Origin of the sequence: Paenibacillus sp. MMO-58 (genome assembly GCF_037146255.1) — a bacterium.
GTDB lineage: Bacteria > Bacillota > Bacilli > Paenibacillales > Paenibacillaceae > Pristimantibacillus.
In genome coordinates this window covers 114,713-135,951 of record NZ_JBBCVY010000003.1, presented here as the reverse complement: position 1 = coordinate 135,951, position 21,239 = coordinate 114,713, and the positions used below count along the sequence as shown (strand labels likewise).

Annotated in this window: 19 protein-coding genes and 1 pseudogene; 2 read left to right on the top strand and 18 right to left on the bottom strand. The window is 48.3% G+C overall.

What is annotated here, in order from left to right; genetic code table 11:
• Positions 1 to 52: 52 nt before the first annotated feature.
• Together WFJ73_RS11650 and WFJ73_RS11645 are read right to left on the bottom strand one after the other, a co-directional pair.
• Positions 53 to 4,192: a carbohydrate-binding protein gene (locus WFJ73_RS11650; RefSeq protein WP_336773217.1), complete on the bottom strand. Its 4,140-nt coding sequence runs from the start codon at positions 4,190 to 4,192 to the stop codon at positions 53 to 55.
• Positions 4,193 to 4,528: 336 nt separating this feature from the next.
• The gene (locus WFJ73_RS11645; RefSeq protein WP_336773216.1) at positions 4,529 to 5,074 is read right to left on the bottom strand and encodes a hypothetical protein; all 546 of its coding nucleotides are present in this window, start codon (positions 5,072 to 5,074) and stop codon (positions 4,529 to 4,531) included.
• 267 nt (positions 5,075 to 5,341) lie between these two features.
• On the opposite strand from WFJ73_RS11645, the gene WFJ73_RS11640 reads away from it, so the two are divergent.
• Entirely contained in the window at positions 5,342 to 5,899 is a 558-nt protein-coding gene (locus WFJ73_RS11640) for a DUF420 domain-containing protein (RefSeq protein WP_336773215.1), read from the top strand.
• Between the two features lie 58 nt (positions 5,900 to 5,957).
• On the opposite strand, the gene WFJ73_RS11635 is transcribed toward WFJ73_RS11640, so the two are convergent.
• From WFJ73_RS11635 to WFJ73_RS11570, 14 genes and pseudogenes are all read right to left on the bottom strand, one after another.
• Positions 5,958 to 6,059, bottom strand: a complete 102-nt coding sequence (locus WFJ73_RS11635) for a family 1 glycosylhydrolase (RefSeq protein ID WP_336773214.1) — start codon at positions 6,057 to 6,059, stop codon at positions 5,958 to 5,960.
• Positions 6,060 to 6,174: 115 nt separating this feature from the next.
• Positions 6,175 to 6,273, bottom strand: a pseudogene (locus WFJ73_RS33375) (family 1 glycosylhydrolase); the annotation flags it as partial.
• 500 nt (positions 6,274 to 6,773) lie between these two features.
• Entirely contained in the window at positions 6,774 to 7,667 is an 894-nt protein-coding gene (locus WFJ73_RS11625) for an ABC transporter permease (RefSeq protein WP_336773212.1), read from the bottom strand.
• Positions 7,664 to 8,626, bottom strand: a complete 963-nt coding sequence (locus tag WFJ73_RS11620) for an ABC transporter ATP-binding protein (RefSeq protein ID WP_336773211.1) — start codon at positions 8,624 to 8,626, stop codon at positions 7,664 to 7,666. The genes WFJ73_RS11625 and WFJ73_RS11620 overlap by 4 nt, the downstream gene beginning before the upstream one ends.
• Positions 8,623 to 9,786, bottom strand: coding sequence for a hypothetical protein (locus WFJ73_RS11615; RefSeq protein WP_336773210.1), 1,164 nt, complete (start codon positions 9,784 to 9,786; stop codon positions 8,623 to 8,625). Before WFJ73_RS11615 ends, WFJ73_RS11620 begins: the two co-directional genes overlap by 4 nt.
• 28 nt (positions 9,787 to 9,814) lie before the next feature.
• Positions 9,815 to 10,333, bottom strand: a complete 519-nt coding sequence (locus tag WFJ73_RS11610; protein ID WP_336773209.1) for a sigma-70 family RNA polymerase sigma factor — start codon at positions 10,331 to 10,333, stop codon at positions 9,815 to 9,817.
• Between the two features lie 178 nt (positions 10,334 to 10,511).
• Positions 10,512 to 12,800, bottom strand: coding sequence for a 5-methyltetrahydropteroyltriglutamate--homocysteine S-methyltransferase (gene metE, locus WFJ73_RS11605; protein ID WP_336773208.1), 2,289 nt, complete (start codon positions 12,798 to 12,800; stop codon positions 10,512 to 10,514).
• A gap of 101 nt (positions 12,801 to 12,901) precedes the next feature.
• Positions 12,902 to 13,810 (bottom strand): LysR family transcriptional regulator, encoded by a 909-nt coding sequence (locus tag WFJ73_RS11600; RefSeq protein ID WP_336773207.1) that lies wholly within the window; start codon positions 13,808 to 13,810, stop codon positions 12,902 to 12,904.
• A complete protein-coding gene (locus WFJ73_RS11595; RefSeq protein WP_336773206.1) occupies positions 13,807 to 14,205 on the bottom strand; it encodes a hypothetical protein in 399 nt (132 codons plus the stop codon). Before WFJ73_RS11595 ends, WFJ73_RS11600 begins: the two co-directional genes overlap by 4 nt.
• Before the next feature lie 12 nt (positions 14,206 to 14,217).
• A complete protein-coding gene (locus WFJ73_RS11590; protein ID WP_336773205.1) occupies positions 14,218 to 14,763 on the bottom strand; it encodes a GrpB family protein in 546 nt (181 codons plus the stop codon).
• 26 nt (positions 14,764 to 14,789) lie between these two features.
• Entirely contained in the window at positions 14,790 to 15,503 is a 714-nt protein-coding gene (locus tag WFJ73_RS11585) for an AAA family ATPase (protein WP_336773204.1), read from the bottom strand.
• 12 nt (positions 15,504 to 15,515) lie between these two features.
• Complete coding sequence (locus WFJ73_RS11580) at positions 15,516 to 16,202, bottom strand: hypothetical protein (protein WP_336773203.1); 687 nt, start codon at positions 16,200 to 16,202, stop codon at positions 15,516 to 15,518.
• Positions 16,203 to 16,323: 121 nt separating this feature from the next.
• On the bottom strand, positions 16,324 to 17,121 hold the full coding sequence (locus tag WFJ73_RS11575) for a DUF2935 domain-containing protein (protein ID WP_336773202.1): 798 nt from the start codon (positions 17,119 to 17,121) through the stop codon (positions 16,324 to 16,326).
• 67 nt (positions 17,122 to 17,188) lie between these two features.
• Complete coding sequence (locus tag WFJ73_RS11570; protein ID WP_336773201.1) at positions 17,189 to 18,385, bottom strand: MFS transporter; 1,197 nt, start codon at positions 18,383 to 18,385, stop codon at positions 17,189 to 17,191.
• Between the two features lie 154 nt (positions 18,386 to 18,539).
• Here WFJ73_RS11570 and WFJ73_RS11565 point away from each other — a divergent pair, with 154 nt between their 5' ends.
• The gene (locus WFJ73_RS11565) at positions 18,540 to 18,965 is read left to right on the top strand and encodes a hypothetical protein (RefSeq protein WP_336773200.1); all 426 of its coding nucleotides are present in this window, start codon (positions 18,540 to 18,542) and stop codon (positions 18,963 to 18,965) included.
• A 73-nt stretch (positions 18,966 to 19,038) separates the two neighbouring features.
• On the opposite strand, the gene WFJ73_RS11560 is transcribed toward WFJ73_RS11565, so the two are convergent.
• Entirely contained in the window at positions 19,039 to 20,145 is a 1,107-nt protein-coding gene (locus WFJ73_RS11560; RefSeq protein WP_336773199.1) for a Ger(x)C family spore germination protein, read from the bottom strand.
• Positions 20,126 to 21,235 carry a GerAB/ArcD/ProY family transporter gene (locus tag WFJ73_RS11555; RefSeq protein WP_336773198.1) on the bottom strand — a complete coding sequence of 370 codons (1,110 nt, stop codon included), beginning with the start codon at positions 21,233 to 21,235 and terminating at the stop codon, positions 20,126 to 20,128. Before WFJ73_RS11555 ends, WFJ73_RS11560 begins: the two co-directional genes overlap by 20 nt.
• Between the last annotated feature and the right edge of the window lie 4 nt (positions 21,236 to 21,239).

Sequence of the window (21,239 nt, the reverse complement as noted above, 5' to 3'; positions counted from 1 at the left end):
GCTTCTTCGGTACAGGGACGTTTTTATTCGTTAATAGGATGCGGCATTGCCGCTACTTGCCCAGATTTTCGCTCCACACATCCATGAGTGCCTTAACGCTCCGATTGAGTGTTATCTTTGCTTGATCGGAAGCCTCTTCCTGCTTCTTCTCTTTATTCAACTGCTTCAGCAAATTGTCCAAATGCTTAATTCCCTGCTTCCAGTCCGGCTTCTTCTTGCTAACCGCATCAGCTGCATGCTCAAGCTCGTTCTCCAGCTGCTTTATGGTTTTCTCGTCTAACTGTCCGGCTGAGCTAAACCAATCCAGCAGCTTTCCGATAGCAGGTGCGTTAATAGGGGCTGGGAGAACCGTGAAATTATCGTAGCTCGTTTCATTCATGAACGTCCGCATGCCAACCTTGCCGTGTGTGAAAGGATTGCCGCTGGTGTCCGTATAGTCGATAACCGGCTTGCTCATATCATCTACAAATACTTGGATACGTGCCCCCTGCGCAACAACTTTCACATGCTTCCATTCGCCTGTCTTTATATCGAGCGGTACTCCTGTCAAATAGGTCCAATTGTAATTCAGCTTGCCAAGATGAACGCCCTGTTTATTCAGATACGCGACATATCCTTGCACGAAGTTCGCATTGTTCTGATTCAGCTCCTTGCCGTGAGCCGGGTTATTCGCCCGGAACAGAATACCTCCGTCACCTGAATCGTTAATCAGCTTGATATCGGACTCCACGCTATAATCCGACCAGTTGGCATCTCCGATTGTCGTCTTTGCGAAGCTGCCGACCGCTGCCTGGTATTCGCCGGTATGAACAACTTTTGGCTCGACCGGATTCTGATGAATCCGTATTCCTTGGAAATCGTATTCACCTTTCACGGTTTCGACCTTCAAGGTATGTTCGCCCGCCGGGAGATAGATGCCTTGCTTCGTTGTTGTCGCCCAGTTCTCCCAGGTAACGGAATTCGGGATATCGACTTCACCGGTTAGATCGGTTGCATCGTCAAGCCACAGCCGGACTTTCGCACCGTCCATCGATGTAGCTGTCACGAAATCGACGTTGTACACGCCTGCCTCGGTTATATCTACGTTGTAGGCCAGCCATTCGCCTGTAGCGTTCCACCCCACATTGTAGCTGCCACCAGCATTGCGACGGATGTCGACCGCTTCATTCCGGTATTCCATGCCGATGTTAGCGGGAGTCAGATCATGGTAGCCCGTACCTTCGCCGCCAGACTTATAATCAACAGCCTGGACAAATCCGGGCAGTACGTGCGGCTTATTGAATTGGGTGAGCGACATTCTCGTCATGTCGAACTCGCCTTTGACAATCTCGACCTTCAATTCATGATCGCCAGCCGGCAGCTGAATACCGGACTTTGCAACCGACTTCCACTTATTCCAATCGCCGGAAGCAGGAACGCCCAGTACGCCTGTTAAATCTGTCGTGTCATCCAGCCATAACCGGACTTGCGCATCCGTGAAGGTCGTGGCTGCCCACAAGTCGAGATCGTACAATCCTTCTTCCGCGACGTGAATGTTATACTTCAACCATTCGCCTGTTTGATTCCAGCCTACGATCTGATCGCCGGATGCAGCAGATCGAATATCAACCTGATCGCTGCGGTATTTGCCTCCAATGTTCGCAGGAGTTAAATCATGATAGCCTACGCCTTCACCGCCGGGCTTGTAATGCTCGGCTTCGATGACTCCGGGTACTGGTATTGGCTGATCCGTCCTCGTCAACGCTATACCTGCAAAATCAAATTCTCCGCGGACCGTCTCGGCTTTCAGGGTATGCTTGCCTGCTGGCAGCGTAACACCGGATTTACGCACCACATTCCAGATGTTCCAGTCACCGGTCTTCGGAATGTCTACGATGCCGGTAAGATCCGTTGTATCGTCCAGCCAAAGCCGGATCTGACCTCCATCCAGCGTAGTAGCTACTTTGAATTCCGCGTTATAAGATCCGGCTTCCGCCACATCAATGTTAAACTTCAGCCACTCGCCTGTCTGATTCCAACCGACATTGTAACCGCCGCCAACCGGATTGGAGCGAATGTCGACCGAATCTCCCCGGTACTGGCCGCCGATGTTCTCGAGTGTATTCTCATGATAACCGACACCTTCGCCGCCGGAGATATAGTGTACCGTACCAATCGCGCCCGGAATCGGATGATAAGCGTCGTAAGGCTGCTCCTCTTCGGCAATGTCGCTCTTTACGCTCCAGAAACCTTCATACCGTTTCCAGCCGTCATCCTGGCCATCATCGAAGTTATCATAGAGAACCGGAACGTCCACATGCTTGTGGAATTCCAGCTTATCCATCGACGCAGTGCCTGATAAAGCAGCGACCTTCAAGGTATGCACGCCTACCGGCAGTTCTACCCCATTCAGCTGTGCTGTTTGCCATCCTTTATCAGCAGCATCAGTGTCTCCTGCCAATTCATACTCGCCCAGCGGTTGTCCACCATCCAGAGTCAGCTGTACCTTGCTGCCCATGACTGCATCCGCATAAGAAAGATCGATATCGTATTTGCCTGCTTCCGAAATGTTTAACCGGTATTGCAGCCATTCGCCTTTTTCGAAAGCGGTGATATGCGAGGTGCCATCATCTGCTTTGCCCGTATCCATGCCTTCTCCTCGGTAATCACCGATTGTATCCGGCGTTTGGTCGTGATAACCGGCTCCTTCGCCGCCGGACAGGTAATGAACGGCCTCGACTTGACCCGGAACCGGTTTCGCAGCGTCAAAGTCGCTGCTGCCGTTCACGTTGTTGCTGAAAGCAGCATAACCGAAATTAGCCTTCGCGTTTTCCGTGGCGTAGCCGATACTGCCACCGCCTAGCATCACGCTGCGTGTCTGCTTTAACATGCCGTCGACATAGATCTTGAACGTGTCTCCGGCTTTCTCAACCCGGATATTGTGCAGCTTCGTATAATCGTACCCTTCCGGCAGCGTGCTCGAAACCCATCCCAGATCGGCGCCTTTCACCCGGAACTGCGTCTTCACCGAATTGCTCGCCGGATCTAACATTGCTGTGCCGAAATCGTTAGCGCCTTTGTAGGAAAATACGACCCCGAGCTGCGTGCTGTCGGTATCGCTAGGCTCAGCCAGCTGTAGATTAAATTCTGCCGTATAGCTGTTTTCTGCCACAGCTGTAGTTACCAGTCTGCTCGTACCGACGGCTTGCTGGCGCAGAAGACCGGAAACAACGCTCCAACTGCCACCGTCCGTATTCGTCCAAGCTGTGCCGAGCTCCGCGCCATTGAACCGGTCCTCGAAATCCGGCATCTCCGGATCCGGCTGCTCGGATGTCGTTGGTCCAAGTACCGACATTTTATCCCCGTTGAATACGATCCGGTCCATCCCCATATGGCGAAGAGGTCCAACAATGCCAGGTCCTTCGAGATTATGGTAGATGATATAGCGGGCATCCAGGTTCGGTCCAACGACTACCGTATTATGGCCGAGACCAACTGTCGGGCCTTCCGTACTGATCAGAATCGGGTTATCCATATCAGGCACGAATCCCGTTAGCGGGTTTGTGCTGACTGCGTAGTCGACCCGATACCCTTTGCTGAATACATGGTTGCCGGTATACGTCATATAGTATTTTCCGTTTCGCTTGAACAACGTAGAACCTTCCGTCCAACCGTTCATGTTTGCGCCTGTATTTACGCTGTTGCCGATCGTAGTCGGGGTAGGCATCGTAGCCGCGAGAATTCCCGCTCCGTTCGCATGATAGAAATACCACTTGCCATCATCGTCGATGAAGACATTTCCATCGATCGAATGGCCCAAATTACCCGTCTGCACCGTGAATGGACCGGTTGGACTCTCGCTGCGCAGCACGTAATGGCCATTGCCGGCAGGTGAGGTATACATATAGAAATATCCATTCCAATAAACGACTTCAGGAGCGTAGGCCCCCTTCGTAACCGGATCGGTTGCGGCCAATCCTCCATAGCTCCAATTGACAAGGTCTGGCGAGCTCCACACCTTTACACCGATATCTGTATCTCTAGTGCTAACATATAAGTAATAATTACCGTTAAACTTCAGTACGTAAGGGTCGCCAAGCCCATATTGTCCCCATTCGTCCGGCAGCGACGTCGGATTCTTATAGGCGAATGCCGCCTGAGGGGCTAACAATAGCAGTACGCACAACATAGCCGCTATACTTCGTTTCAACATCAAACTTATCACCTCATCGATTTTATTAAAGCGCTTTCAACAATGACTGACTGTGATGATCTTCCATTGCCACCGTTGTCCTAATCACCTCAATTCATTCATTTAATCCAATATATCGAGATTATATCGGCATTTTCCAAAAGAAGTCAACGTTTTATTTCAATTATTTTGAATCATTCAATGAAATTTTTGGTTTTTCACTTTTTGATACAATATTTATGTAACTATTCATTTAACTATGAGTTAGTGAATCGCTAGGTGAGCGACTGCAGCAAATATAAAAAGGAGCTGCCCGAGACAGCTCCTCCACAATCGTTAGTCAGCAAATGAAAGAAACTAGGTAAATTTAACCAGAACGATCTGCGTTTTTACACTTTGACGTTGTTCTATTGGAACAGAATGATTATTTTCAGTCGATCTTATATCTTCCGGTAGCAACGCTACCTCTATATCGTATTTTCCGAGCGGTGCATTCTCTTGTCCGGATTTCCCGTAAATTTTCGTCATATAACTGTCCGTGTCTTCGACCGTTAGACCTGGCTTCAATTTCGATTTGCCTAAATCGGCCGTGCAAGGCCCGTAAGGTTTAATTTCCAATCTTTTATTGGATTTCACATGTATGATATTCACGACTGCATGGTTAGGACAACTAGAACTGCCTGAAACATAGGTTAACGTATGTTCTCCCTGGTTTGTTATTTTTGTCTTCACTACAATATCATCATTCATTCCATACCTGTTTTTGTCCAGTTTAATTTCATAGGCCAAATCTCCAACCGTTTTCTTATATAGAATCGGCTTTATTCCTTTAGCTTCATTGTCAAATGAACAGCCCGTTATGCAAATCATACTTAATAGGATGATAGCTAATATTTGTTTCAATATTATCCTCTCCAAAACATCTGTTTGTGTTGTTTCTCCAGTTCAAGTTCATTCAGCCATATAGACGTAAAAGGTCGACTCCTTGTTGCGTTATGACATTGCCCCATATTCCGTCATTCACGACCGCGAAATTTAGGGTCAAATTCTATCGCCTCGAAATAGTCAATAAGAATTCGCTATTTCGACATCAAAGCTTGATTAATGTTCTGCCAAACCCGTCTATAATGAAGCCATTACCATGTGGTTGGAAAGGAGTTCTGCGGTTTAATGAGCAAAAAACAGAATATAACGCAGCAAGCTAGCAACAAAAACTATACGGCTGCTATCGTCACGATCTCGCTGATCGCAAATATCGTTATTTTACTCTTGTTCTTCTCGCCGATTGGCTACAAGGGGAATATCGATTTCGACCTTACCATCTTCCCCAGAATCAATGGGTTGTTGAACAGCTTTACCTTCATCTTCCTGCTAGCCGCGTTGATCGCGATCCTGCGGAAAAACGTAAAGCTCCACAAAGGGTTCATTCTCGCCGCCTTCTCTTCAACGTTGTTGTTTCTTGTCTCCTATCTAACGTTTCATTACCTGTCGTCGGAGACGGCGAGTTTTGGCGGAGAAGGCGTAGTCCGGCCGATTTATTTCTTCATCCTGATCACTCACAGCATTCTGGCTGCCGTCATCGTGCCATTAGCCTTGTTCACTCTCGTATGGGGATGGACAAACCAACTGCGCAAACATCGCAGAATCGCCCGTTGGACGATGCCGATCTGGCTTTACGTCAGCTTAACCGGGGTTGTCGTATTTCTAATGATGGCACCCTATTATTAAGGCAATCTTAACGAATAGAGGGTTATTGAAGATCGAATCTTCAATAACCCTCTTTGTTTTATCTTCTGCTTTCCTGATTTGCGATCAGATCCCTCAGCCAGTAGCCGCTCTCGCGAATGGTCCGCTTCTGGGTTGCATGATCGACATGAATAAGTCCCATACGACAAGCTAAACCCGAATGCCATTCGAAATTGTCATGATACGCATTGCTAGCCAGATCCCCGGTAGTGCCGTCTCGGATTTTGCCCGGAGTATGGGCGAACTTGTCCCCGATCGATCGACAGCCCCTTGCCGTCCTCGTTCCAACCTCCCTCGATCTGATAAGCTGCTGTAGCGGTTCCAAATATAAAATCTTTTCCGAACTGAGAAAACATCGCCGCCAGTCTTCTTTTTATGCAACCGCTTTCAAATATTGAAGATTTGCTAGAAGCTCTTCCGTAGTGAGAATTTAAGCCGATGATCAAGATCCGTGTTTGCGAATCCGCTGCTAGCCCAATGCTCTTTAACGATGATATCCTATGCTTGAGGTTGGAAGGCTCGGATTTATGATGCGGCACATAGAAAATACGTATTCCGGCCTTACGAGCCCCGATAACTATCGCTTTTAAGTTAGGAATGGCGTTAACGGATTCCGACACTTCTGTTGTCCTGGGATACAGCTTTCCCTCTTCTGCTAGAAAATCATTATAAGGGTCAACCAGTAAAAATCCTGTTGTTGTTATGCTATACATAGCGCTGTAGATACCTTCCTTTCTATCTGTCGTTTCATTCCCAGAATAATTTCCTCTGCTCCCGCGGTTTAACCATTAAACGCATGCAAAAAAAAACCGCAGAGTATGCGGCTTCCGATTCGTTGTTGCCCCTATACGGTTGTTTAAAAGTCTCTTCTTCGGATGGCGTACAAACCGGCCGCAAGGAAAAACAAGAAATAAACGCCCGTGTAATATAGGAAAGCGTCTGACGGCGGATTTACGATTGAAAAATAACCCAAGGAATCTCTGGAGGTGAACGACTGGCCCAGGTCTTTGACCTGGAATAAGTCCGATAACATTCGCTGCTGCAGAGCATCGGTTGGAATAAGAAGACGGATCAGACCCGACACCGTTTCCATGGTATCGGATGTTTTCGTTGAATCATTGGATGCAAACATGCCGGCTGCAACAACCCGGTCGAGCATGGTACCAAGCCATCCCATCCCAAAGAGCATCACCATCGCTACCCCATTGCCAAGCGGAGCAAGCCAGCAGGAGGCGAGCATCGTCAGGGTAACCATCAGCAATACCGGGGTAACAAACAAAGCAAGCGCCGGCCAGATTGCCTGCCAATCTGGGTGAACACCCGTCGCGTAAGTTACGATACCAATGATGGATATGAATAAAATAAGCGCATAAACAAGACAAAACGTAACAAAACCGAGCCAACGGCCTAAGTACCAGTGCGTGCGTTTAATCGGTCTTGCGAATACCGATTGCAGCACCCCATGCTCCGCTTCGCCGGTTACGGCAGCCACGGAGCTGAATATCGCAAGAAAGCCCGTCGCGAACGAAGCAAAGAAAAAGCCGATCCAAAGTAAAATAGCGCTTCCCCTGAAGCGGTCAATTAAATTATCCAGGCTTATGATGCCGGATTCGTAATGCGATACCGAAGCTCCCGCGCTTCGCGCGATAAAATAAAAAGCGATCCAAAACAAAACCGTAAGCAGCAAAGTCATCAAGGTGACTTTTTTGCGTATCAGCTCTTTCCAGGTTAACATCCATACGGCAATCACCGGTTTTCCCCCCTATGCTCCAATCCCGATACTGCCTGCAAAAACCATTCATCCAGGCTTGACTTCACTTTCCGTGTCTCGTATAAAGTCAGTCCCTGTTCCATCAGCAGACGGTTAAAATAGCCTACCTGCTCGTCTTCGGCAAGCTCGGCTTCCAGCCAATGCTCTCCCCAAGCAGGCGTTTCGCTGCCCTCCCAAGGAATGATATCGACCGGTGCAATCATCGTTTCGCGAAGCCAGTCCAGCAGCTCCGGAGTCATGCCCCCCACCCGGAAGCGCCAGCGGGTCGAAGCCCGGAGCACATCCGATACACGCCCGTCCGCCAGAATTCTGCCATTGTTCAGCAGTGCCACATGATCGCATAACAGCTCCACATCCTCCAATAGATGGGAGTTCAGGAAAATTGTTTTTCCTTCCTTGCGCAAACGCTGGAGCAGCTCGCGTACTTCATGACGGCCAACGGGATCCAAGGCGGATGCCGGCTCGTCCAGAAATACGATGTCCGGATCGGCCAACAACGCGCAGGCGAGACCCAGCCGCTGCTGCATCCCTTTGGAATAGCCTTTTATCCGATCCTTCCCTCGCTGTCCGATTCCTACCTCGTCCAGCAATCGGTTAATCCGGCGGTTGACTTCGGAGCCTTTCATACCGCACAGCTTGGCATGAAAACGCATAGCCTCTTCTCCGCTTAGCCATCCCGGGTAGCGGAATAATTCCGGCAAATAACCAATTCTCCGCCTAGCTTCCACGGATCCCGCAGGTTGACCAAACAATAAGGCTTTCCCTTCCGTTGGCGTCGTCAGTCCTACCAGCATCTTAACAATAGTGCTCTTGCCGGCCCCGTTAGGGCCAAGGAAGCCAAAGGCTTCCCCGGCAGGAATGCGGAGCGTGACATCGTGACAGCCGCGTCCGTTCCCGTAGTTTTTCGTCAAGCTGAATGTTTCAATGGCATAACTCATTGCGCAATCAATTCCTTCACTATCTGTTCGGCCTCTTCGCGCGAATCGGCATCATACATTTGAACTTGCGTGACTTTTCCGTTCTTCAGCCAAGTGGCGTTCCAGCCATTCCAAACGTTTTTGCTGTTCTCGAAATAGACGTCCGAACCGTTCATGATCGACTTCGTCACATTGCCGTTTGTAATAATCGGGAAAGGAACCTCTCCTTCGGAAATCCGGGTACTTTGCATCAATACGTTTTTCAAGTTAGTCGGCAGAACGGGGAATCGGATCAAAGCTTCATACGCGTCCTTCGCCTCCATAGACGGGTCCATTTCGACCACCGGAACAGGGATGACGTTGACTCCCACATAATGCGATTTACCGTTTGAATCCACAAAGCTGTAATCGGCGTTTATTCCCTCGCCCATCCGCAGCGTGATCGCTTTGCCGTCAACGGACGCCGGCAGCAATTGCTGCGCTCCGAGTTTTTTCATCACATCGTTTATTTTATCCACGTCTAAACGAAGAGTAATAGCCTGCCCTTGCTGTGCGTAAATTTGTAGCTCGGCTTGCTTCCCGTACGTCGGCAGGTCCAGCTTCTCCTTAAGCTCGATCCCGTACTTCTCGCGTACTTGCGCAACCGTTAGATCGGAGGCGTCTTCACCGGAAAAGGTGCGCTCGAATTGACCAAACTTGTTGCTCGATTCCACGGACGCATTGGCTCCGAAGAAGCCCTCCAATGCCGTATTGAGATCATCCTCCTGCACAACCGCAACCTGATTCATCTTAAACTTGCCGAGAATCGATGCCAGCGCTTCATTCGTAGACGGGATTGCGATTGCCGCGCAGATCAATACGGCAGCAGCGGCGACGCCTGTCTTTATGCCATGCTTCTTCAACCAGCTGCGATAAGGGGAAGGTATCGGCTTCGCAACGAGGCGTTCCTTCTCCCCGACTTTCTCTCTATAAGAGTCGGGTTCCTCTCCAAGCATGGGCGCTAGACCAGCGGCTTTATGCTCTGTATCCTCCGCAGTAACGCCTTCCTTCATCCACGCTCCCCACACCGGAGAACCTTCTTGTTCTTTCAATTTAAGCTCAAGCTTTGCCCAAGCGTCGTTCGTCTCTTCCGAAGCCCGCAAGTCGGCTTGCTTCCGTTCATCGATTGGATGATTTGTCATCTGCTCTCTCTCCTTATTCATGCGACCATTAATTTTCATGCTTTAGCGCTTGCTTTCTTAATCGTTCCCCCGCCCGCTTCAGCAGCATGCCTACTTGAGGCTGCTGTACATTTAATTCCTGAGCGATTTCCGAATAGCTGTATCCCGAGTAACGAAGCAGCAGCAAATCTCTCTCCCTTTCAGGCAATGAGTTCAGCCAGCCTTGGACCTGCTCTTCCTCGTCCTGCTTGATTACGGCCTGCTCCCCGGATTGGAAAGACTGCGGCTCTGTCATCAGCTGCTTCTCCTGCCGCTGCACCAGCATTCGTTCTCTTGCCTTCTGATCCAAGTAATCGTAGGCGCTTCTTGTAAGAACCTGATGCAGCCAAGCCCCAACGGCTTCCGGCCTTGACGGCGGATTCTTGTATAGTTTCAGGAATACTTCCTGGGCTAAATCCTCTGCTGCCGATTGATCCCGCAGGAGTGCTATTAATTTTCGAAGTACCGACGGATAATGCTTATGAAAGATATCTTTAAACAAATCCGGCGCCGGATTGGAAATGTTCATTCTCCATTGCCTCCCTGATATTCAATTGCCTTAACGCTTGCCCCGGGCTTAACGTTGACATGTATAAGACGGCTATCAACTCTATTTTGTAACACCTTAAGCCCAAATATGAAAAAAAAGATAAAATAACACAAAAAGAGACTCTACCAATCGAGCTGGTAGAGTCTCTGGAATTAACTTATGCCTTAACGGTAAACTTGTCGCGCGCCAGCTTGGTGGCTTCGACCATGTTGCGCAGCGAAGCGATGGTTTCTTCCTTGCCTCGTGTCTTTAATCCGCAGTCCGGGTTAATCCAGAACAGCTTAGGATCAAGAACCTGAAGCGCGCGGTCAATCATGGTGGTCATTTCCTGAACATCCGGTACGCGAGGGCTATGAATATCGTAAACGCCAAGGCCGATGCCATGCTTGTACGTATTCACCTCAAAGCTATGGATCAGCTCGCCGTGACTGCGGGAAGTCTCGATGGAGATGACATCCGCATCCATCTCTTCGATGGAATCAATCATGTCATGGAATTCGCAATAGCACATATGAGTGTGAATTTGCGTCGTGTCCTGAACGGTGCAGGTTGTCATGCGGAACGCTTTAACCGCCCAATCCAGATAGGGCTTCTGCTCCTCTTCCTTCAGAGGAAGACCTTCCCGAACTGCCGGCTCATCCACCTGAATCATGCCGATGCCGGCATTCTCAAGCGCCTCCACTTCCTGACGGAGAGCATAAGCAAGCTGATAAGCAATTTGCTCGCGCTCGATATCGTCACGAACGAAGGACCAGTTCATAATCGTAATTGGACCCGTAAGCATGCCTTTTACCGGACGGTTTGTTTTGGATTGCGCATACACGGTTTCTTCGACCGTCATCGCATCCTTGAAAGCGACGTCTCCGAAAATAACCGGAGGCTTCACGCAACGGGAGCCGTAGGATTGCACCCAGCCGTTTTGAGTGAACGCAAAGCCTTCAAGCTTCTCGCCGAAAAATTCAACCATATCGGTCCGTTCAAACTCGCCATGTACCAGTACATCAAGGCCGATTTCTTCCTGATAGCTGATCCAAGCATCAATCTGGTCTTGAATAAAGTTCGAATACTGCTCGTTGTTCCATTCGCCTTTGCGCCACGATTGGCGCGCCTTGCGTACTTCCGTCGATTGAGGGAAGCTTCCGATTGTTGTAGTCGGGAACAAAGGCAGCTGCCATTTCTCCTGCTGAGCCGTATTGCGTGCCGCAAACGGAGATTTTCTTGCCGGTACTTGCGTTTCAATACGCGCTACCGCGGATTGAACATCGGAACGGTTCCGGGAAGCGGACTGCTCTAAAGCCCCAACATCCGACTGGTTCAACTGAAGCGCCTCAGCAACGGATGCTTCGCCATTGTTCAAGGCCTGGGTAAGCAGAACAACCTCGTCCAGCTTTTCATCCGCGAAGGCAAGCGCGTTCTTCAGCTCAGGCTGAAGCTTGGTCTCAGGCTTTGTCGTGACAGGGACATGCAGCAGGCTGCAGGAAGTTTGAACAAGCAGCTTGTCAGCCGGTACAAGACCTTGCAGCTCCTTCAAGAGCTCCAGCTTCTTCCCAAGCGGTGCCTTCCAAATACCGCGGCCGTCAATCACGCCGGCGCCAAGCACTTTGTCTGCCGGGAAGCCGTATTGGCGAATCGCGGACAGGTTACCTTTCAAACCATGCACGAAGTCTAGGCCAACACCCTGTACAGGCAGGTTAACGATTTCCTTGTACTGCTCAACCGATTCGAAGTAAGTCTGCAGTATAATGTTGAGCCCTGGTACTGCTTCGGCAATTTTGCCGTATACCGTTCTCAGACGGGCCAAATCATCATTACTCAGCTTCGTCACAAGCACGGGCTCATCGATTTGCACCCATTGAACGCCTTCCGCCTCAAGCTCTTGAAGAACTTGAACATACAGCTTAAGAAGGATCGAGAGCCAGGAATCAACCTCGGAACGGCCGTATCCTTTCGACAGCTTGAGGAAAGAGAACGGTCCAAGAATAACCGGTTTGCCTTCGATGCCGAGCTTTTCTTTCGCTTCGCGGTAAGCGATAAGCGGTTTATTTTCCATGAGAGCCGGCTGAGCGCCATAAAACTCCGGAACAATGTAATGATAATTCGTGTTGAACCATTTCGTCATTTCGCTTGCTGCAGCGTCTTTCGTGCCGCGGGCGATACCGTAATAGACGGAAATCGGAACCGGACCGCCGTTATAAGAAAACCGCTTCGGAACGATTCCGAACATGGCGGCTGTATCTAATACTTGATCGTAGTAACTGAAGTCATTCACCGGAATGAAGTCGATGCCTTTGTCCAGCTGTTTGCGCAGATGGTTCAAGCGAATTTCCTGCAGCTGTTTGTGAAGCTCGGATTCCTCCAGTTTTCCTGCCCAGAATGCTTCAAGCGCTTTTTTCCATTCACGGTTTTCACCGATTCGAGGGTACCCCAATACACTGCTCTTTGCCATCTTGCAACAACTCCTCAATATTTGTTACAAGAAAGATATCACGGATTTCGAGTTATAGTGTAACTGGAAAATACTATATCTAGCTATAGCCAAAAACTATATCATGGAGCCGGCGGTATCGCCTGATGCAGGGCTTCGATATAGGCGGTTCCAAGCTTGGATAACGCAGTGCTCCGGTGCGCAATCCAGCCTACGTTAATCGTCTCGTCCGTATCGAGCGGTACCGGAATAATCTCGTTTCCGTTGAGGTCCGCGCTTAGAACGCCGGTCGATATCGTATATCCGTTCAGGCCGATAAGCAGGTTGAACAAAGTCGCGCGGTCGTTGACCCGGATGCTTTTCTTATGCGATAACGTACTGAGAATCTCCTCCGCGAAGTGGAAGGAGTTGTACTCCCCTTGGTCAAAGGACAGATACGGAAATTCGTCCAGCTGGTCAATCGTTACCTTGGCTTGCTTCGCCAAAGGGTTCTTAATGCTGATGAAAATATGCGGCTTGGCCGTAAACAGGCTCGTGAAATGCAGGTTCGAGTCTTTCAGCAGCTTATTGATGACTTTGCCGTTGAATTCGTTCAGATAAAGAATGCCAATCTCGCTTCGCAGGCTTTTTACGTCTTCGATAATTTCGTAGGTCTTCGTCTCCCGAAGCGACAGCTCATATTCCTCTTGTCCGTATTCCTGCACCAGACTAACAAAAGCATTTACGGCAAAAGCATAATGCTGCGTGGATACGGAAAAATGCTGCGGAGACGGCTTTTTGTTCAAGTATCGGCCCTCCAGCAGCTCCGCCTGCTCCACCACTTGACGGGCATAGCCGAGGAACTCCACTCCTTCCTTCGAAAGTGAAATTCCTTTATTCGAACGCTCGAAGATCGCCAGCTGCAGTTCTTCTTCCAGATCCTTGATCGCGTTAGACAGCGTTGGCTGCGAAATAAACAGCCTCTTCGCCGCTTCATTGATGGAGCCGCGATTCGCGACTTCAATGATGTATTTCAGTTGGGTTAAGGTCAATGTTGTTCCTCCCGAATTCTATTGAGTCTTAATCTCTTCCTATCGCGTATGCCTAGCTGAACCAAAAAGAAAATAATTTGCGCCACAATAAAAATGACCGGAATGAACAGCTCCAATAACCCCCAGTCCCAAGGGAGCATCATCAGGCCGGATGAATCCCCATGCAGCTTTGCATAAATCATGAATGATATGCCCGGTATGATGGAACAACCTAACCATAAGCAATAGGTTTTATTATGCTTTCTCGATATATAGGCGTTGGGAAAACTAATTAGAAATACGATGGCATATCCCACTATATAGGAATAATCAAACTCGTCAAATCTTGCTCCTAAAATGAGTGATGCTAGTACGTAGGAGCATATTAAAGTGATATAGCCAATAAATAACTTCAAAAAAGCCCTCCTCTATATGTCCGACAAACACGGCTGCCAGCCGGCGCTTTGCGACCAAAGATGCGCTTTTTGCAGAATGTCCCATACGATTGGTCCTTTACCTTCAACATATTTGATCCGTTCATGCTTGTACAGCTCCATCAAGCGGTGCTTCTCTTGACCGTAACGCAGGCGATCCTCCGGATGCTGCCGCAAATAATCCCGGAACAACAGGTTCATCTGCTCCGAGAAGCTTCCTGCCTGCCTTACGTGAATATGGGTTCTGTGGTTGCCGGGAGTTTCTCTGAAGTATCGCTTTGACATGTCGGGATTGTCTTCCCTATACACGAATCCGAGCTCTTCTATCTTGGATTTATAGCCATCCAACTCGTCCAATCGGGAGACAGAAATTTGAATATCGATAATAGGCTTTGCATCCAAACCGCTGATCGAAGTTGATCCGATATGATCAATTCTTAATGCGATATCGCCTAGGGCTGCACGCAGTCTTGCGGCTGTTTTTTGGAACATGTCAGGCCACAGCGGATTATGCTCAGCAATTCTCCATTGGTCCTCCACGATTGCAATCTTCCCCCTACTGTTCTTTAGTCTTCAAACAATTCTTTAAGCACCGTCTTTCGGTTCTCGAGAAATCTGCGCGTCAAAATATAATGCAGCGTATCTTCGTAAGCAATTTCCTCAACGGGCTGTTCGTCAAAATTATAGATTTGCGCCTCGGGATACCCGAGCAGAATCGGGGAATGCGTTGCGATTATAAATTGGGCATCCCCCGATAAATCTTTAATAACGCGCATAAGCGCCAACTGCCTGGCCGGAGATAATGCCGCCTCGGGTTCATCGAGAAGATAGATGGCTTTTTTGCCGAACCGGTGCTTAAACAGCGACAGGAAAGCTTCCCCATGCGATTGCTTGTGCAAGGAGCGGCCTCCGTAATTGCTTAACACATCGGGTTCAAGCGTGTCGATATAAGAAGCAAAATGATAAAAGGTTTCCGCACGCAGGAAGAACCCGTTCGTCACCTTTGGCATCCAAGCCAGCCTGATGGCGTTGCCCAGTATCGCCGATGAAGCATCCACCTCATAAGCGTTGTTCCTGCCCCCGCCAGCCGTATGGAAGCCGCATTGATAAGCGATTGCTTCAAGCAAGGTCGACTTGCCCGAGCCGTTCTCGCCAACCAGAAACGTTACGTTTGAACGGAAATGCAGCCTGTCCATCGACTTAATCGCCGGAATCGTGAACGGATATTCCCGTTCGTTTCTATGCTCGTCCCGCCTGATCTCCACGCTTCTTAGAAACACAAGCTTCAGCTCCTACTGCTCTATTATCCTTGATTTCGCTACCTTAAAATCCTTCCCGTATTCAAGCTTAACCGTAACCGGGTATTCAGCAGGAGATAGGTTACCGGGTACCAAAGCGACCAGCTTGTTATCCAACACCGCATAATTCAAGACGTTTCCAAACTCTATTTTATCATTCCAGGTTCCGGCGATAGACTTCGCATAGTCCTTGTAATAGGTTTGTCCGTCAACTTCAATCGTGACTCTTACCTTATCGCCTATGCTCTGAATACTGGAATGAGAATGCTTGATAATGTAATAGAGGGGATTCTCGACCGTTAACTCCGACAGGTCATCTTCATTTAAGATATGGAGCTCTTGCGCATTAACGCCTGTCCCATACCCCTTCGTCAAGACAATTATAATTTCATTATCGCCGTCCTCATTCAGATCAGCAACCTCTATTGCCGGATAATACGCAGGATTGGTGACATTGGACCAAGTGAACGATTTGGATACCGTTAAGGTGCTTACCGAAATCTCATTAAATAAGCCGTTTTCTTCTTTTTGGCCGGATAACGTGATATCCTGCAATCCTGTGAGCATAACCTCTTGATCACCTATGGAATAACGAACTTTCTGTGCATGATCCCCGTTATTGGAACCACAGCCGCTTAACAGCGTAACAAACGCCGCAGCAAGTATCATTTGTTTCATCATTAGCCCTTCAGACTCCTTCATATGGAAAATAAAAACATATACCTCAAACGGGCCATGCTTTGTCTTTGTTTCATTCCCCACAAAAAAATGACTATCTCATCACGAGATAGTCATCGCATCGTCAGGGTTGAACCCTCGGTTTATCCGCCTGGCAGTTCGGATTCGGTACAAGTCCTAGCTGAGCCAGCTTCGTAAGGTAATAGCACTCTTCCCGCATCATATGATCGGGCATTAACGGGCTGATCCGGTCAAGCACCTCATCGGTTACCTCAAGCTCCTCGAGCTCTTTCAGGAAAGCTACAAACAGCTTCATCTCCACATCCACTTCTTTATGAAGCCTGCGAAACGCGGGAAAATCCTTCAATTCCGTTCTCATGTAACCCGCCATTTCGATACTTTTCAAATACAGCTGGTTAAAGCGTTCTTCGAATATTTGAGTCTGCTTGATCAGCAGCTTCTCAACAAAATCCAGGTCACTGCCAATAGCAGCCGCATGACCGGCCGCATCCGGCAGCCATAAGAAGTCATGGTGAAGGGCATCAAATACGGGAACCGGCTTGCCTGCAACAAGTTCCTTCAATATACGAAGATATTCCTCCAGCTCGTTGACCATATGGTTCAGAAAAGTCGGAGTCAGCATGATTTTTACTTTTCCTAACAAGGCTCTCTCCAGCAAGCTCAGCTTGAATGACCGCATCTCGATCGTCAAATCAAGCGCCTGTCTGCTGATGGACAAACAATCCGTCTCCGATGAAGACTGTCTGGCATACTCGAGTAACTGATCAAAGGCCGTTATAAAATAATTGGCAAGCTTGATATCATTGCTCTCGACAGGCGACAAGGTATTTAGAATAAATCTGCCATGATCTCCCAAAATCTGCAGCCAGAAGCGATGCTCATACCATTCAGACTTGGCCAAAACGCTGATCCCTCCTCCGGTTCCATTCTTTTAGAAGGTATGAAGGGTTCTGCCGGGATATAACGTTTTAAGCCTGCTTTGGCTTAATCGTAAACAGAGCTATGAGAGCGGCGGCAACGCAGCAAGCGGTTAACAGCCAGAATAATGAAGATTTCGAATGCGCGATCAGCAACGCGGATAAGGGAGGTCCCGCCGCTACACCAAGGAATCGGATACTGCTGTAAATGGAAGTGATCGTGCCGCGCTGCTCCTTCTCGATTCCCTCGGTCAACAGGGCATCGAGACTCGGCAAAGCGGCCCCAAGGCCAATAGAGCCAACGAAGAGGAGGATAATAATGAACCAAATAGAATCCCTTCCCCCAAATGCCAAAAAAATAAGGCTGCCCGCAGCTTCAATAAAGCCAATTACGCTGATCCATTTCATCAGCTTTTTATTTTGGCCGATCCATTTGCCAATCGCCCATGAGGTGGAGCATAAGGCTGCAAGCGGAATAGCAACGAGACATCCCTTCAGGATCCCGTGACTTCCCCGTTCCTCCAGAATCTCCGATAAATAAAACAAGGAGGCAAAAATAGCGAACATATTGATTCCGCCCGCTACGTACACGCCCCATATCCATCTTCCCTTTTCTCGGAACAAAGAGATGACATCCCGAACAAATTGGCCAAAAGGAACAGCCGGCTTTTTATCTTTGGGAGCCTTAACCCATATGGCTACAAGAATAAACGATATCAAGCTGAATACCGGGATAAACCAAAACGGCATGTACCAGGTCCACATAGCCAAAGCAGATCCAATGATTGGGGCAAGCACTTTGCCGAACGTATTGGCCGTTTCGACAAGGCCAAGTCCATTGCTTACATCCTCTTCCTTCTTGAATAAGTCACCGACAAGCGGAAGCACTACCGGGAAACAGCCTGCAGCACCCAATCCCTGAAACAACCTCCCTGTCATGACAAGAGCATAAGGTTTATTGAACGATATAGCGGCAAAGCCGCAAAAGGCGCCTGCCGCCGCAACCAGCAGCAGCCCGGGCAAAATCACTTTTTTCCTGCCGATGCGGTCTGAAAGATAACCGGCAATCGGGATAAACAAAATCGCTACAGCCGCATACGCCGTAATCAACAAACTGGATTGCACCGCGGTTATTCCCATCGCTTTCTGCATGGAAGGAAGGACAGGGATCAAAATCGAGTTCGCTAAAGTCATCGTTAAAGGAATTGTTGCGATGGAAGCCAGGTCTAATTGCTTCTTCTTCTCCATTACTTCCTCCAAGTAAACAAGTCGGGATTAAGTCGAGCACCGCTTATTAGAATGTCCCTTCCAGCTCAATTTATAACGGACGAAAAAATTGAATAGTAATTGTCCCGGAAGGGATTCTATACGTGTTCGTCAAATCAAAGGAGGAATTCAGAACATGCAATTCGCAAATAACAATCAAGCAAGCCAATCCCTTCATCAATGTGAGCAAGTGATTCAACAGCTGGTTAACCAAACGCAACAAGCCAGCCAAAATTATCAAATGCTGCTTCAGCAAGAACAGCAAAATGCGCAACGTCTTGAAGAACTTGCGGCACGCGAGCAAAAAGCAGCCCAAATCATCCAAACAGCTCTTCAAGGCCACCAAACCGCTATTCAACAGCTTCAGCAAGTATCGCAAATTTGCAGACAAGTGGAGAGCATGATTCATACGCAATTCAACTCCTCGGTTTCGCAATCCTTTAATACCCATACACCGTCCTACAACACGGGATATGCATCGCAACAGGCACAACATTCCTATTCGAACTTCAACTCCCAAAACGAAGGCATGCACTCGACGCCATACCGCTCGATGCAATAAGACACAAAAAAACCCGCTGCAGGCTGGTTCCTGCAGCGGGTTTGCTGTTTATTTTAGCGGACACACCTTAATTCTACCTTATTTTACCATAATCCTTCGCTTTAAAATGGATTTTGCAGTCAACTTCGACTTTGGGATATACCTCGCGCCAGTCCAGCTTCTTCCACGCCTCGTATTTCATGCTGTTGCGAACAGAAATGCCAATGCCTAGGCTATCCACTTTATGTTGCTGCAGCTGCTTGATCAGTCGATTTGCTCTAGCCGACAAAATTTCCGAAACCTTGCTCTCCACCTCATGCCGCTGTGCATCATTGCTTAACTTCTTGTTCCCGATGTATTCATGAACAGAACCTCTTAGATGACCGTCGATTGTCACATGAATGGTCCCGCCTGTTTTATGTTCGACGTGAACCTTCCGATCGCTTATAACCGATGAAAACATAATATATTCATGTGAACTTGCTTCTTCGCTGCTCCCGAGATCCAGGCTCATGTCCCCTTTCTTTAAATTCCCCCGCAAAATAGCAAATAACAAGGAATCCTTGTTCGAGATTTTGGCAACGTATTTATAATCCCGAAATAACCCGATGCCATCGACCGAAATATCATTGCCAACTTCCTTCAGAATGGGAGCAACGGGATCAATCCCGTCATCGTAATAATCCCTTTCAAACTCATAAAGCGTTGTTTTCGGAGTACGATGGTTGCTGCTCTCTTTTTCCAATAGGCGGTTAATATATTTGTCCGTGGAAAGATGCTGCTTGTAGTCCTTCCCCAGCAACTCTTTTGCGCTGCCGCTTACCAATGTGATTTTAACGAGCGGCGATATAGACGTATCCCTTAGGACGCTGTTGATTTCATTGGACAAGTCTTTGCGTGCAAGGGCATCCGAATAAAGCAGTACGCGAATCTGACCGTTAACAAGGAGCAAGTCTGTCTCGTTGGAAAATTTGATTCTCGCATCCTTTGAGCTTCTGCCAACCGCGGAATGGATTTCCCTCTTTAATTTAACCGTTGGTTCCGCCCTCGGTATACTGATGGTAACCTCCACCTGATCTTCCGCAGCGGTGTCATAGCTGGCTGCATAGGTAAAGCCGATTCTCTCCAAGATCCGGTAATCGCAGCCGGGAAGCACAATAAGCATAACCAACGCCAGCAACCTAATTTGCGTTTTTTTCATGAGCAGGACGACTCCCCATATTCTGAAACATAAGTATTATAAGCAATAATACCGGCAAGCCAAATGCAATGCCGCATTCAATCAAACTTAACGTACTGAGCCAATCCCCCACTTCGTTAAGCGTGTCCGGTATGAAGGCGATCAGGTAACATGTCAGCACTAGTACAAACGCAAGGAAATTGCCTTTCAGCTTCGGGAAGGATTGCTTGACCATTTCCAATGCACACCACTCATACATAACAATAGAGAACAAGGCGGTGAACAGAATAAAACCGTACAGTAAATTTTCCATCCTTTCAATAAAGGGAAACCGGATATAGGCTAACATTTCCAGCACGGGAAAAGCCTTGTTTTTCAACTGCTCGAGACTAAAGATCCCAAATGTAACAATGGAGAGATAGAAATAAGTCAAAGTTGTCATGCCGTTGCCGATCAAAGCAGACTTTACAAATTTCGTCCTCTGATTCATATAGCCAAACGCAAGAAGAAGGATTTCATAGCCAAGAAACGAGGAGTAAATATCGAGGCTTTCCAGAAAACTGAAATGTCCTCCCTTGAATAGAAAAGGCGTTAGTCTTGACCAGTTAAAGTCGGAATAGAAAAAGAACAGCAGCAAAAACATCCACGCGAACAACCAAAAGAAGACGGTGGAGGCTTTCGAGATATTGTACAAGCCCTTTGTCAGCATCCAAAATACCAGTGCATCCATGATCAGCTTGAATTCCATCGGGCTTGTTGTCGGAAAAGCATACATCTGGAAGATGAGAATATACTCCTTCCCGGCCATACATCCAAGCATCGCGCAGTTCATAGCAATAGCCAAATAAACCGGCACCAGCAGAAATTTGGGGATCGACTGCTCCAGGATCTGAAAGATCGAGCGCCCTTTCCCCAGCTTATATACCGCACCAATTAGAAGGATATTTACGGATGCTATTAACCCAAACCCCAGTACCGTGATCCATCCGTTCGTACCAAAGGTCTCTGCGAGCAACTGAGGAAGGATTAATGCCATCACACCGGTTTGAATCATATAGACGAGGATTGTGGTATGGAACGGGGAGAGCTTTTCCTTCGTCTCCGTATTCATGGCA